Origin of the sequence: Pseudomonas sp. YeP6b (genome assembly GCF_025642995.1) — a bacterium.
Classification (GTDB): domain Bacteria; phylum Pseudomonadota; class Gammaproteobacteria; order Pseudomonadales; family Pseudomonadaceae; genus Aquipseudomonas.
The window spans coordinates 4,381,550-4,395,102 of the sequence record NZ_CP080090.1 but is presented as its reverse complement, the minus strand read 5'-3'; the positions used below and the strand labels follow the sequence as shown (position 1 = coordinate 4,395,102).

Sequence of the window (13,553 nt, the reverse complement as noted above, 5' to 3'; positions counted from 1 at the left end):
CCTTGCACGTCGGCTCATCAAGGTCATCGAATGGATAAATACACTCCCCACACCTGGCAGCCCCACGAGCGCCCGAGCCTGCCCGGCTCGCCGTCGACGCCGCTGCACCCCACGCACAAGCGCTGGCTGTTCGCGCTGGTCGGCGTGCTGGTGGCAATCACCGGTGGGCTCGGCAACGCGCTGGTAATCGCCAACCTGCAATACCTGCAAGGCGCCTTGGGCGCGACCACCGCCGAGATGGCCTGGCTGCCCGCCGCCTATGTAATGACCAACGTGTGCATGAACCTGCTGCTGGTGAAGTTTCGCCAGCAGTTCGGCCTGCGCGCGTTTACCGAAGTGTTCCTGGTGTTGTATGCGCTGGTGACCTTCGGCCACTTGTTCGTCAACGACCTCAGTTCGGCCATCGCGGTACGGGCGGCCCACGGCATGGTGGGTGCGGCGCTGAGTTCGCTGGGCTTGTACTACATGATCCAGGCGTTCCCAGCCAAGTGGCGCTTGAAAGCCCTGGTGCTGGGCCTTGGCACTGCGCAGTTGGCGCTGCCGCTGGCGCGGTTGTTCTCTGAAGACTTGCTGCAAATTGCCGAATGGCGCGGGCTGTACCTGTTCGAGCTGGGCCTGGCGCTGATCTGCCTGGGCTGCGTATTCCTGCTCAAATTGCCGCCGGGCGATCGCTTCAAGACCTTTGAAAAACTCGACTTCCTCACCTTTGGCATCCTCGCCACCGGCGTGGCGCTGTTGTGCGCAGTGCTGTCCCTGGGGCGCATCGACTGGTGGCTGGAAGCGCCGTGGATCGGCGTGGCCTCGGCCTGTTCCCTGGTGTTGATCATGGCCGGCCTGGCCATCGAGCATAACCGTGCCAACCCATTGCTGATGACGCGTTGGCTGGGCAGCGGGGTGATGATTCGCCTGGCGCTGGCGGTGGTGCTGATTCGTATGGTGCTGTCAGAGCAGTCCACCGGCGCTGTGGGGTTCATGCAGATGTTGAACATGAGCTACCAGCAGATGCACACGCTGTACGTGGTGATGCTGGCCGGGGCGATTGCCGGGCTGGTGGTGAGTGCGCTGACGATCAACCCGGCGCACCTGCTGATGCCGCTGATCATCTCCCTGGCGTTGATGGCCACCGGCTCGGTGATGGACAGTTTCTCCAGCAACCTGACCCGCCCGGAAAACCTGTACATCAGCCAGTTCCTGCTAGGCTTTGGCGGCACCTTCTTTCTGGGGCCGACCATGGTGCTGGGCACGAAAAACGTGTTGACCAACCCGCGCAACCTGGTGAGTTTCTCGGTGATGTTCGGTATCTGCCAGAACCTCGGCGGCCTGATTGGCGCGGCCTTGCTGGGCACCTTCCAGATCGTGCGCGAGAAGTACCACTCCAGCATGATCGTCGAGCACCTGACCTTGCTTGACCCGCGTGTGGCCGCGCGCGTGCAGAGCGGCGGTTCGGCGTATGGCGGCGTGATCGCCGACCCTGAACTGCGCAACCTGATGGGCATTCGCAGCCTGGCCACGGCGGCCACGCGTGAGGCGAATGTGATGGCCTACAACGATGTGTTCATGCTGATTGCGATTATCGCGATCCTCACCATGCTCTGGATCTTCACCCGCAGCCTGTGGCTGATGAGTACTACCAAGGCAGCAGCCCCTCCCGTTCAACCCAGCGGCGTTACTTCATGACCGAACCGACTACCCGTACAACGACTACTACCAACGCCATCGCCTCGACCCCGGAAGGCACCACGCCGCCGGGTGCCTCGGTCACCGAGCCGCGCTCGCTGCGGGTGCGCATCATCTCGTCCCTGGGCTTTGCCGCGATTGCTATCGTCGGCGTGCTGATCGTGCTGTATGCCTGGCAATTGCCGCCGTTCAGCAGCGCGGTGGAAACCACCGAGAACGCGCTGGTGCGCGGCCAAGTGACGATTATCGGCCCGCAACTCGCCGGCTACGTGCACGAAGTGCCGGTGCAGGACTTCCAGTTCGTCAAGGCCGGCGACCTGCTGGTGCGCCTGGATGACCGTATCTACAAGCAGCGCCTCGACCAGGCGCTGGCGCAACTGGCGGTGCAGAAGGCTGCGCTGGCCAATGTGGTGCAGCAACGCAACAGCGCCGAAGCCACCATCAAACTGCGTCAGGCCGCGCTGGTCGACAGCCAGGCCCAGGCGCGCAAAAGCACCGCCGACCTGCGCCGTAACGAAGAGCTGATCAGCGATGGCTCGGTGTCCAAGCGTGAGCTGGACGTGACCCGCGCTGCCAATGCACAGACCATCGCCGCCGTGGCCCAGGCCCAGGCCAACCTCGAAATTGCCCGCCAGGACCTGCAAACGGTGATCGTCAATCGCGGTTCATTGGAAGCCGCTGTGGCGAGTGCCGATGCGGCGGTGGAGCTGGCACGAATCGACCTGTCCAATACGCGCATCATCGCGCCGCGTGACGGCCAACTGGGGCAGATCGGTGTGCGCCTGGGGGCCTACGTCAACTCCGGCGCGCAGTTGATGGCGCTGGTGCCGCCGCAGCTGTGGGTGATCGCCAATATGAAAGAAACCCAGATGGACAATGTGCAGGTCGGCCAACCGGTGACCTTCACGGTGGATGCGCTGAATCACCGCACGTTTCACGGCACGGTGCAGCATATCTCCCCGGCGACCGGCTCGGAGTTCAGCCTGTTGCAGGCGGACAACGCCACCGGCAACTTTGTGAAGATCGCCCAGAGGGTGCCGGTGCGGATTACGGTGGACCCGGATCAAGCTGAGATTGAGCGGTTGCGGCCGGGGTTGTCGGTGGTAGTCAGTATCGACACCGCCGGGCGCCTCAAAAACACTGCGCCCTGACACAACACAGATCACAAAAGTGGGAATGCTCTCTGTGGCAAGGGAGCACGCTCCCTCGCCACAAAAGCCTGCCCCTACAACGGACGGTATTTCAGAGTGAAATCCAGGTGGGTTGACTGGTTTTGTTCCAGCAGTTTGAGACCCGGCCTGCCGGGCAGGTGATGCGCATTCACCGGATGACTCACCGGCTCAACACAAAAGAACCCCAACCCCGGCGGGCAGTACAGCAGGAAATAATCGGCACCTGTGGCCTGGCATTCCAGCGCATAGCCCAACTCCGGCTGCTCGATCCGGCAATGCCCATCCCACTGGCAGAACCCATTGTCCACCAACCCTTCGGGCAGGTTTTTCAAGACCTGAAAGTCCCAAGCCTGCGGCACCGGCGCCAATCCCGTCGGCAACTTGGCCGCATCACTCATCCACACCTGCGCAGCCTTGGCCTGTAAGCGCGTACCCGCTCGACGCGGCAAATAGGGATGCAACCCCAGGCCATGCCACGCCGCCGTTTCGGCCAGATGCGTCACGCGTAATGCGATGCTCAGCTCACCGTCGTGCAACCGAAAACGCTGCTCGGCGCGGTAGGCGAACGGCGTGTCGCAGACCACCTCCAGCACCACTTCGTGCGCCGTCTGGCTAACCACCTGCCACGCCTGCTGCCAGGCTGAACCATGAATCGGCAACGGATCTGTGAGGCTGTTCGGCGCCAGCGCCAGCCAGCCGTGAGGGTTATCGAAACCGCCTTGGGCTATGCGGTTGGACCACGGCACCAGCGGGTAACAGCCCAGCTTGCCCGGCAAGCCGGTGTTCATCGCCTGCTCATCACTGTGCCGCAGCAGTGGCTGCCCGGTGGCGCGCACCGCCCAGTTGACGATGCTGCCACCTACGGCCGGGGCCAGGGTGAGGTGGGTCAGGGTGTCTTTGAGTTCAATCACCACAGCACCGCGGCTAGAGGATGAAGTGGGGTTCGGGCAGCCCTTGGACGCCAGGGTTGAGGGCGAACACGCCGCCTGCCAGCGACTGGTCACTCTTGTCATCACGGATCGAGGTGACGAACAGCGTGTCCAGGCGACTGCCGCCGAAGGCGCACATGCTGGGCTTTTTTACCGGCACGCTGAGGGAGCGGTCCAGGCGACCGTCGGGGGTAAAACGGTGAATCAGCCCGGCGTCGTTGGCGCAGATCCAGTAACAGCCATCGGCGTCGACTGCTGCGCCGTCGGGGCGGCCGGGGAGTGGATGCATATCGACGAACACTCGGCGGTTGGACGGGGTGCCGGTCTCGATGTCGTAATCGAAGGCCCAGATCTGTTGCACCAACGGGTGTGAATCCGAGGCATACATCGTGCGGCCGTCGGGACTGAAGGCCAGGCCATTAAGGGTGATGAACCCGTCCAGCTGGGCATGCGGCGCCGCGCCCGATGCGTAGCGGTACAGCGTGCCCTCGGCCGCATTCAAGCCCATGTTCAGCACCATGCTGCCGGCCCAGAAACGGCCCTGGCGATCACAGCGGCCGTCGTTCAAACGCATGTCCGCGCGTGGGTGCTCAACACTGGCCAGAGGCGTGGTGTCGAGGCTGCCGTCGTGGTGCGGGGTGAGTTGGAAAAAGCCGGTTTCCATTCCGGCGACCCAGTTGCCCGCCGTGGTGCGGGCAATACAGGCGAGCATCTGCGGGGCTTTCCACGCGGCGACGTGCCCGCTGGCGGCGCTCCAGCGTTGCAGGCCGCCGTTGGGAATATCCACCCAATACAGCGCGTTTTCCTCGGGCACCCACACCGGGCATTCGCCCACGGCATTACGGGCGTCGACGATCAATTCAGTCGTCATGGTCACTCATTCCCTTGGGTTGCTGTGTGCTCAGTCACCGAACGGCCCCGCCGCGCAGAATGCGCCGCCCTGATAGACCTTGGCCGGGTCATCGGCGGCGACTGGTGGCAGGGTTTCGACCTGGGCGCGGAACACCTCGGAGCTGTCCTTGGGCGCAAAACCCAGGTGCGCGGCGTAGCGATTGTCCCACCAGGTGTCGAGGTTGTCCGACATGCCATAGACCACGGTATGGCCGACATTCGGCGTGTACAGCGCGCGTTCGAGCAGCTGGGTGAGGTCGTCGAAGCTCAGCCAGGTGTGCATCATGCGGCGGTTCTGCGGCTCGGGGAATGAGGAGCCGATGCGGATGCTCACGGTCTCGATGCCGTAGCGGTCGAAGTAGAAACTCGCCATGTCTTCGCCGTAGGACTTGGACAGGCCGTAGTAGCTGTCCGGGCGGCGCGGCGAGTGGGCGTCAAGCTTTTCACCCTGTTTATGGAAGCCGATCACATGGTTGGAACTGGCGAAAATCACGCGTTTCACGCCGTGGCGGCGCGCGGCTTCGTAGAGATGGAAAATGCCGCAGATGTTGGCGCCGAGCACTTCTTCAAAGGAACGCTCCACCGAAACGCCGCCAAAGTGCAGGATGGCGTCAACGCCTTCCACCAGGTGGTGCACGGCGTGTTTATCGGCGAGATCGCAAGGTTGTATTTCTTCGGAAGCATCGGCAGCCGGGGCCATGTTGGCGATGTCCGACAGGCGCAGCACCTGAGCGTAAGGGCGCAGGCGTTCGCGCAAGACTTTGCCCAGGCCGCCGGCGGCACCGGTGAGCAACAGGCGGTTGAATGGAACAGGCGTGGTTGGGGAGGTGGTCATGAGGGTTCCATTGTTGTTGTAGGTTGTCGTATGACTTGGCGGAAGTATCGTTAGGGAGTCCCTGGCTTGTCAACGCTCTTCCTGACGAGTGAAGATCAAAATGTGGGAGCGGGCTTGCTCGCGAAGGCGGCGGTGAAGTGCGCCCCAGAAGTTGGACACCCGTCCAACTCCTGAGGCTTTTCATGAGCAAATACACGACGCAGTTCAAGCTTTCCGCCATTACCACTTTCCTTGAGCAGGGCCGAGGCTTTCGCCGCATAGCCGCTCAATTTCAAATGGATCCCACCTTGCTTCGTCGTTGGGTGGAGGCTTACCGATTACATGGCGAAGCCTGTCTAAGCAGAACCGGCGAACGCTACAGTCCCTTGTTCAAGTTTTCAGTGCTGCAACGCATGTGGCGCGACTCCTTATCCTTGCGCCGCAGCGGCGCTCTTCAACCTGGGTAACTCAAGCCAGGTGGGCAGATGGCAACAGCAGTATTACAGTGGCGGTATTGAAGCCCTGGAGTCAGGGGAAAAAGGATCGATTACCGCTATGCCCAAGCCGCCTTCTAAACCGCGTAAAACTACCACCCCACTCACCGACGCACAGCTTGCACACAAGGCATTACTCGATGAACTGCAGTATTTGCGCATGGAGAACGCCTACCTAAAAAGCTTGGAGAGTTGGGCGAGGCGGTGATGAGGCGAGAGAGAGAAGCGAAGAAAAAGCCCGATTAGTCACTGAGCTCAAACAAGCTTTCCCCTTGAGTGATTTGCTCAAGCTGGTAGGTCTTGCGCGAAGTACGTACTACTACCAACTCAAGGCGATGGGCGTTGCGGACCGGTTTATCTCGATCAAAGCCTCTATCCAGACGATCCAAGACGAGAATGAGGGCCGCCTTGGTTACCGTCGGATGACTTTAGAGCTACGTAAGCAAACGCCGTTGATCAACGGTAAAACGGTACGACGGCTGATGGGAGAGTTAGGCCTGAAATGCACAGTGCGACCGAAAAATACAAATCGTATAAAGGGCCAATGGGAGAGGTATCGCCCAATATCCTGGCTCGTCAGTTCGAAGCTGAGCAACCAAATCAGAAATGGGTGACCGATGTCACCGAGTTCAAAGTGGCCGGCAAAAGCTGTATCTGTCCCCAGTACTGGACTTGTACAACGGAGAGATTGTGGCCTATAAGACCGCCGTCCGCCCCAATACGCCTTGGTAGGCGACATGCTGGAGCTGGCCCTTGAGCGCTTGCCCGAAGGCGCCAAACCCATGCTGCACTCGGATCAGGGCTGGCACTATCGACACTCAAAGTATCGGGAAAAACTGGAAAAAGCTGGGTTGGAACAGAGCATGTCTCGCAAAGGGAACTGCTATGACAACGCCACAATGGAAAGCTTTTTCGGTACCCTGAAGTCGGAGTTTTACTATCGGGAAAGCTTCGACAGCGTTGCTCAGCTGCAGGCCGGGCTGGATAAGTACATCCATTACTACAACCATAAGCGAATCAAAACGAAGCTTGGCGGACTGAGCCCTGTGGCTTACAGAACCCGGTCCGCGGTAGCCTAACCATTAGCTGTCCAACTTTTGGGGCGCACTTCACGGGTCAGTCGGCTTATCTGGGTCTGATACACCGCCTTCGCGAGCAAGCCCGCTCCCACATTGACCGAGTCAGAGCAAGGAAATTGGATAACTGACGAAGATCCGATTCTCATCAAACTCATTGTTGCTGAAGTCCCGACGCATCGTCGAATGCCTCCAGCGCACATTCAAATCCTTCAGCGCGCCACTCTGTACGGTGTAGGCCAGTTCTGATTCGCGGCCCCATTCCTTGCCGTCGGTAATCGCCCCGGTGTGCACATTACTGCCGCTGATATAGCGGTTCATCAGGGTCAGCCCCGGGATGCCGAGCACCACGAAGTTGAAGTCATGGCGCACCTGCCAGGATTTTTCCTTGGCGTTATCGTAGCTGGCGTTGTAGCTGTCGTTGGCAAAGGTGCCGCCGCTGGTGCCGTTGACGCGCATCCACAAGCTGTCGCCGCTGAGTTTCTGCGCCGACGTAGAAGGTGTTGCCGTTGTAGCGGGCCGAGAGCAGGGCAGAGAGGGTCTTGTTGTCGAGCTCACCGGCCAGGGCGCTGCCGTCTTCCTTGCCGTTGAAGTAACCGAGGTTGGCGCCCAGGGTCCAGTCGCCCACCGGCTGGCTGTGGGTCAGGTTGAAATACTGCTGCTGGTAGATATCCGCCAACTCGGCGTACCACACGCCGACCTGGGTGCGCTTGTCATTGAAGCTGTATTCGCCGCCGCCGAAGTTGAAACGGTCGGAGGTGAACGCGGCTTTGCCGTTCATGAACATGGCTTGCATGCTCGCGTCGTTACGGGGGCTGTTACCGCGAAACTGCCCGCCGTAGAGGGTCAGGCCGGCGATTTCATTGGAGGTGACCTGGCCGCCACGAAAGGTCTGGGGCAGCGAGCGGCCGTCGTCGGAGCGCAGGATCGGCAACACCGGCATCCACTCGCCGACCTTCAGTTCGGTCTTCGACAGTTTGGTTTTTCAGGGCCACGCCCAGGCGCCCGAAATTGTCGGCGGGGCGGCCATCGCTGTGGATCGGCAGCAACTGAGTGCCCCCGTGCCTTTGCCGCCGTCGAGCTTTTGCGAATACAGGCCCAGCACATCAAGCCCAAAACCCACGGTGCCTTGGGTGAAGCCGGATTTGGCATCGAGGATGAAGTTCTGCGTCCACTCTTCGGCCTTGGCTTGCGGGTAAGTGGGGTTGGTGAAGTTGCGGTTGAAGTAGGCGTTACGCAGGTTCAGCGTGGCCTTGGCGTCTTCGAGAAAACCATCGGCATGGGCGCTGAGGGGAAGGGGAACGCCAGGCTGCCGAGACCGAGAAGGCCGATACGCGAGGAGGAATTGCGGGCGAATTGACTCACAGTGAAGCTCCCTTGTGCTTTTGTTGTTTTATTATTTGTTATGCGTTGTCGTACAACATTTTGGGGGTGTTTACGGGGTTTTCTTGGGGTGTCAAGCGGAAGTTGTACGACGACAGCGGGCGTTTCGATCAAAAGTGGGCACGGTCAATGTGGGAACTGGCTTGCCTGCGATAGCCATAGGTATCTACACATTTTTATGGGTTGAATTCTTTGGTTGTCGCGGGGGCGCGGGGTACATATCCGTTATTTGGGTAACGGCTGCGTATGGTTCCGCTCTTACAGCGGGTCACTTTTGGAAAAGAGCCCAAAAGTAACCAAAGGGCTCTTGCCCCACCACTCGGCACCTCGCTTAGGCTCGGTGTGCCCTCACTCCGGCTTTGGGCGGGGCCGCCGCCATGGGCCATCCTTGGCCCATCGCGGCTAAACCGGCGTCCTGCCGGTTTACCCCCGCTCCAAAGCCTGCGTTCGGCCAGCGTGGTTTAACGGGGCGCCTAAGATCAAGATCAAGATCAAGATCAAAAGCAAGAGCACGGCGGCCTAGTAGCCGACCTGAGTGGTTAGATCAAAAGCGAAGCCGAGGCGGCCTGACAGCCGACCTGATCTCTGAAACTGAACTCAATCTAATGTGGGAGCTGGCTTGCCTGCGATGGCATCGGCTGGTTATGCCTGACACACCGAGGTGCTTGCATCGCAGGCAAGCCAGCTCCCACAGAAAAGCAGAGCACTGCGGTGCTGGCAGTCGAACTCGGTCAAAATTGTGGGAGCGGGCTTGCTCGCGAAGGCGGTGGGTCAGTTACACATGAGCTGGCTGACTGAAGTGCGCCCCAAAAGTTGGACAGCTAATGGTTAGGCTACCGCGGACCGGGTTCTGTAAGCCACAGGGCTCAGTCCGCCAAGCTTCGTTTTGATTCGCTTATGGTTGTAGTAATGGATGTACTTATCCAGCCCGGCCTGCAGCTGAGCAACGCTGTCGAAGCTTTCCCGATAGTAAAACTCCGACTTCAGGGTACCGAAAAGCTTTCCATTGTGGCGTTGTCATAGCAGTTCCCTTTGCGAGACATGCTCTGTTCCAACCCAGCTTTTCCAGTTTTTCCCGATACTTTGAGTGTCGATAGTGCCAGCCCTGATCCGAGTGCAGCATGGGTTTGGCGCCTTCGGCAAGCGCGCTCAGGGCCAGCTCCAGCATGTCGCCTACCAAGGCGTATTGGGGGCGGACGGCGGTCTTATAGGCCCAATCTCTCCGTTGTACAAGTCCAGTACTGGGGACAGATACAGCTTTTGCCGGCCACTTTGAACTCGGTGACATCGGTCACCCATTTCTGATTTGGTTGCTCAGCTTCGAACTGACGAGCCAGGATATTGGGCGATACCTCTCCCATTGGCCCTTTATACGATTTGTATTTTTCGGTCGCACTGTGCATTTCAGGCCTAACTCTCCCATCAGCCGTCGTACCGTTTTACCGTTGATCAACGGCGTTTGCTTACGTAGCTCTAAAGTCATCCGACGGTAACCAAGGCGGCCCTCATTCTCGTCTTGGATCGTCTGGATAGAGGCTTTGATCGAGATAAACCGGTCCGCAACGCCCATCGCCTTGAGTTGGTAGTAGTACGTACTTCGCGCAAGACCTACCAGCTTGAGCAAATCACTCAAGGGGAAAGCTTGTTTGAGCTCAGTGACTAATCGGGCTTTTTCTTCGCTTCTCTCTCTCGCCTCATCACCGCCTCGCCCAACTCTCCAAGCTTTTTAGGTAGGCGTTCTCCATGCGCAAATACTGCAGTTCATCGAGTAATGCCTTGTGTGCAAGCTGTGCGTCGGTGAGTGGGGTGGTAGTTTTACGCGGTTTAGAAGGCGGCTTGGGCATAGCGGTAATCGATCCTTTTTCCCTGACTCCAGGGCTTCAATACCGCCACTGTAATACTGCTGTTGCCATCTGCCCACCTGGCTTGAGTTACCCAGGTTGAAGAGCGCCGCTGCGCGGCGCAAGGATAAGGAGTCGCGCCACATGCGTTGCAGCACTGAAAACTTGAACAAGGGACTGTAGCGTTCGCCGGTTCTGCTTAGACAGGCTTCGCCATGTAATCGGTAAGCCTCCACCCAACGACGAAGCAAGGTGGGATCCATTTGAAATTGAGCGGCTATGCGGCGAAAGCCTCGGCCCTGCTCAAGGAAAGTGGTAATGGCGGAAAGCTTGAACTGCGTCGTGTATTTGCTCATGAAAAGCCTCAGGAGTTGGACGGGTGTCCAACTTCTGGGCGCACTTCACTTGCTTTTGATCTTGATCTTGATCTGAGGCGCCCCGTTAACCACGATGGCCGAACGCAGGCTTGAATCCGTGGGTAACCCGGCAGGACGCCGGGTTAGCCGCGATGGGCCAAGGATGGCCCATGGCGGCGGCCCACGGATTCAAGCCGGAGTGAGGGCATGCCGAGCCTAGGCGAGGCACCGAGTGGTGGGGCAAGAGCCCTTTGGTTACTTTTGGGGCTCTTTTCCAAAAGTGACCCGCCGTAAGGGCGGAACCAATAGCCGCCGTTACCGCAGCAACGGATATGTACTCATATCTACCTAAAAACCCTAGCGCAACACAAAAAGTTGCGCAGATACCCATGGCCATCGCAGGCAAGCCAGCTCCCCCATGGATTGCATTTCAACAGAGATTTTTAGTTGGCCATGACCATCGGCGCAAGTGTGCCAAGCAGCGAAACGGCGGCGACCGCGCAAACACCCAATACCCACTCCAGCATCACACTGGCCTTCAAACTGCCCCGGCGCTCTTCGCATCGTTCAATACGTAGCCGGTTCAGCAACGCCAGCGCCAACATGCCCAGCACCAGCAGCACTTTGATCAACAGAATCAGGGCAAAGCCGTTGAACAAGGGCGTGGGCCACAGTTGCCCGGTCAGCACGCGCACGTTGATCAAGCCAGTCACCAGCAACCCCGCGACCAAGCCATAACCCACGCCGCTGAAGCGCCGGAGGATCGGCTCCAATGCGAAACGCTCAGGCTGCCTGAGGATCAACACCAGCAACAGCAACCCACCGAGCCAGGCGCCGACGCACACCAAGTGCACCACCTGGTTGAGGATCAGCAACTGCCCGCTCAACCCATTGAGCATGGCGCCGTGGCCGACGGGTGCCAATGTCGCCAGCAGCAAGGCGATCAATGGCAGGCGCAGCGCGGGCCAGGGTTTGATCAGCACGATCACCAGCAACAGGTTCAGCAACAGATGCCAGACCCACACCTGGCCAAAGAAGGTTTTGCCCAGCACCAACTTTACGGTCGCCGGTTGCAAGGCCGCCTCCCAACTGCCGGCCATGCTGGCGGTAATCAATAACAGCCAGGCCACGCCGGAGATCAGCCCCAACCAGGCCAGCATGCGGGTGATGCGGTGCAGTTGCCGGTCCAGCGCGGGGTGCGGTTCAGCGCCCAACAGCCAGGGCCTGAACACACAGGCCCCGAACATCAACAACACGACGATGAAATGCAGGAAGCGGCACAGCACCAGCAGGGTCGCCATGGGTTATTGGCCGACCTTGAAGCTGTATTCACCGTTGCTCTTGTGAGTGTCGACTGACACCGCATTCCACACCACTTTGTAGTTGCCGGCGGCCAGTGGCGCGGCCGGCGTGACTACCAGGGTTTTCTTGTCGGCGTCTGGGGTTTCCAGGCCTTTGATCGCGATTTCGGTGCCGTCCTTGCTCAGGGACACCTTGGTGAAGGTCGCTTCGACGCCTTCGCTGAAGGTCAGGCGCAGGTCGGCGGGCGCGGCGACAGTGCTGTCGGCGGCGGGCGTTTCGCTTTTCAAGTGGGCATGGGCAAAGGCGGCCGAAGTACCCAGCAAGGAGGCGAGCAGGGCGACGGTGGTCAGGGTTTTCTTGATCAACATTGTTCAATACCTTCAGGTTTAGAGAGTCGGTAAAGCCATGTGCAGCAAGGGAAAGGGTCTGCCTTCGCCATCCAGCGGCGAACGCGCGACCTGGATAAAACCATAGTGCAGGTAGAAACCCACGGCCTGCGGGTTTTGTTCGTTGACGTCCACCGTCAGCGTGTCGTGGCGCGCGCGGGCGTGGTCGAGCAATTGGCGGCCGACGCCCTGGCCACGGCGGTCGGGGTCGATAAACAACATTTCCACGTTGTGCCCGCCAGTGCCGATAAACCCGGCGATACCGTTCTGGTCTTCATAGACCCAAACGTCGAGGGCCGGCATCGGCAGGTAGGCGTCGCGCACCACGGGCAGCAAACGTTGAATGTCATCCTCGGGGAGGAAGTCATGGGTGGCCCGTACCGAGCGCTCCCACAGTGCTCCCAGCACTGGGTCGTCGGCGGCCACACGCAGTCGAATAGTCATGGCAATGATCCTTCAAGGGGACCGCGATCCTAACCAATCCGTTTTGCAGGGGAAAGCTTCGCGTAAGAAGTTTCACTATGGGCTGTCGCCGCGATCTAGAGCGGATGGTAGTCTTTAACCCAAGTTGTTGTCAGGGAGCCCTTATGGGCAATCACAAGATCGGAATTCGTCGGGTCAACGTCGAAAAAATCCTGCTGGCGGCGGAGAAAATCTTCGCCGAGAAGGGCTACGGCAGCACCGCCATGGCCGATATTGCTGAAGAAGTGCAACTGCCGCGCTCCAACCTGCATTACTACTTCACCACCAAAAGTGAGCTGTACAGCGCGGTGCTGTTCGACTTGCTGGAGCTGTGGAAGCAGGATGCCCTGAGCTTTGAAACCTTCGATGACCCACGGGTGGTGCTCAGCAGCTACATCCGCGCCAAGATGCAGCGCTCGCGTACGCGGCCGTATGGCTCGAAAGTCTGGGCCAACGAAATCATCCACGGCGCGCCGACACTCGGTGAGGCGCTGGATGAAAGCCTGTACGACTGGGCCAAGATGAAGGAAGCGAAAATTCGCCAATGGGTGGAAGATAAACGCATCCTGCCGGTGGAACCGTCGAGCCTGCTGTACATGATCTGGGCGTCGACCCAGCACTATGCGGACTTTGATCATCAGGTGATGATTTTGAATGATCACCAGCCGTTGTCGGACATGCAGTTCGAGAAGGCGATTCAGACGGTGACCGCAGTGATTTTGCGTGGGATTGGGTTGGAGCCTTAAAGGTGTGGTGAGGCTTAGGGCCCC

Annotated in this window: 9 protein-coding genes and 3 pseudogenes; 4 read left to right on the top strand and 8 right to left on the bottom strand. The window is 59.5% G+C overall.

Annotation, left to right across the window (positions count from 1 at the left end):
• Positions 1 to 30 precede the first annotated feature (30 nt).
• Positions 31 to 1,677 (top strand): MFS transporter, encoded by a 1,647-nt coding sequence (locus tag KZH41_RS19685; protein WP_242150819.1) that lies wholly within the window; start codon positions 31 to 33, stop codon positions 1,675 to 1,677.
• The gene (locus tag KZH41_RS19680) at positions 1,674 to 2,828 is read left to right on the top strand and encodes an HlyD family secretion protein (protein WP_263273544.1); all 1,155 of its coding nucleotides are present in this window, start codon (positions 1,674 to 1,676) and stop codon (positions 2,826 to 2,828) included. Before KZH41_RS19685 ends, KZH41_RS19680 begins: the two co-directional genes overlap by 4 nt.
• Before the next feature lie 74 nt (positions 2,829 to 2,902).
• Here the strand turns inward: KZH41_RS19680 and KZH41_RS19675 are convergent, their stop codons facing one another.
• The 3 genes from KZH41_RS19675 to KZH41_RS19665 are packed head-to-tail and all read right to left on the bottom strand — an operon-like array spanning position 2,903 to position 5,504.
• Positions 2,903 to 3,760, bottom strand: a complete 858-nt coding sequence (locus tag KZH41_RS19675) for an aldose 1-epimerase (protein ID WP_094951352.1) — start codon at positions 3,758 to 3,760, stop codon at positions 2,903 to 2,905.
• Positions 3,761 to 3,773: 13 nt separating this feature from the next.
• Positions 3,774 to 4,649: an SMP-30/gluconolactonase/LRE family protein gene (locus tag KZH41_RS19670; protein ID WP_242150817.1), complete on the bottom strand. Its 876-nt coding sequence runs from the start codon at positions 4,647 to 4,649 to the stop codon at positions 3,774 to 3,776.
• 30 nt (positions 4,650 to 4,679) lie between these two features.
• Positions 4,680 to 5,504, bottom strand: a complete 825-nt coding sequence (locus KZH41_RS19665; RefSeq protein WP_242150813.1) for an NAD-dependent epimerase/dehydratase family protein — start codon at positions 5,502 to 5,504, stop codon at positions 4,680 to 4,682.
• A gap of 182 nt (positions 5,505 to 5,686) precedes the next feature.
• Here KZH41_RS19665 and KZH41_RS19660 point away from each other — a divergent pair.
• A pseudogene (locus KZH41_RS19660) lies at positions 5,687 to 7,056 on the top strand (IS3 family transposase).
• Positions 7,057 to 7,158: 102 nt separating this feature from the next.
• Here the strand turns inward: KZH41_RS19660 and KZH41_RS19655 are convergent.
• The 5 genes and pseudogenes from KZH41_RS19655 to KZH41_RS19635 form a co-directional block, all read right to left on the bottom strand.
• Positions 7,159 to 8,293, bottom strand: a pseudogene (locus KZH41_RS19655) (OprD family porin).
• A 971-nt stretch (positions 8,294 to 9,264) separates the two neighbouring features.
• Positions 9,265 to 10,633, bottom strand: a pseudogene (locus KZH41_RS19650) (IS3 family transposase).
• A gap of 443 nt (positions 10,634 to 11,076) precedes the next feature.
• Positions 11,077 to 11,934 (bottom strand): copper homeostasis membrane protein CopD, encoded by an 858-nt coding sequence (gene copD, locus KZH41_RS19645; protein WP_263273543.1) that lies wholly within the window; start codon positions 11,932 to 11,934, stop codon positions 11,077 to 11,079.
• A gap of 3 nt (positions 11,935 to 11,937) precedes the next feature.
• Positions 11,938 to 12,303, bottom strand: coding sequence for a copper homeostasis periplasmic binding protein CopC (gene copC / locus KZH41_RS19640; RefSeq protein WP_263273542.1), 366 nt, complete (start codon positions 12,301 to 12,303; stop codon positions 11,938 to 11,940).
• An 18-nt stretch (positions 12,304 to 12,321) separates the two neighbouring features.
• Complete coding sequence (locus tag KZH41_RS19635) at positions 12,322 to 12,765, bottom strand: GNAT family N-acetyltransferase (protein ID WP_094953586.1); 444 nt, start codon at positions 12,763 to 12,765, stop codon at positions 12,322 to 12,324.
• Positions 12,766 to 12,908: 143 nt separating this feature from the next.
• Between KZH41_RS19635 and KZH41_RS19630 the strand changes: the two genes are divergently transcribed.
• Positions 12,909 to 13,529: a TetR/AcrR family transcriptional regulator gene (locus KZH41_RS19630; protein ID WP_094953585.1), complete on the top strand. Its 621-nt coding sequence runs from the start codon at positions 12,909 to 12,911 to the stop codon at positions 13,527 to 13,529.
• Positions 13,530 to 13,553 lie beyond the last annotated feature (24 nt).

What these genes read in the sequence shown, in the direction of transcription:
- KZH41_RS19685 (WP_242150819.1), top strand. Translation starts at nt 31, where the DNA reads ATGGATAAATACACTCCCCACACCTGGCAGCCCCACGAGCGCCCGAGC.
- KZH41_RS19680 (WP_263273544.1), top strand. Translation starts at nt 1,674, where the DNA reads ATGACCGAACCGACTACCCGTACAACGACTACTACCAACGCCATCGCC.
- KZH41_RS19670 (WP_242150817.1), bottom strand. Translation starts at nt 4,649, where the DNA reads ATGACGACTGAATTGATCGTCGACGCCCGTAATGCCGTGGGCGAATGC.
- KZH41_RS19665 (WP_242150813.1), bottom strand. Translation starts at nt 5,504, where the DNA reads ATGACCACCTCCCCAACCACGCCTGTTCCATTCAACCGCCTGTTGCTC.
- copD (WP_263273543.1), bottom strand. Translation starts at nt 11,934, where the DNA reads ATGGCGACCCTGCTGGTGCTGTGCCGCTTCCTGCATTTCATCGTCGTG.
- copC (WP_263273542.1), bottom strand. Translation starts at nt 12,303, where the DNA reads ATGTTGATCAAGAAAACCCTGACCACCGTCGCCCTGCTCGCCTCCTTG.
- KZH41_RS19635 (WP_094953586.1), bottom strand. Translation starts at nt 12,765, where the DNA reads ATGACTATTCGACTGCGTGTGGCCGCCGACGACCCAGTGCTGGGAGCA.
- KZH41_RS19630 (WP_094953585.1), top strand. Translation starts at nt 12,909, where the DNA reads ATGGGCAATCACAAGATCGGAATTCGTCGGGTCAACGTCGAAAAAATC.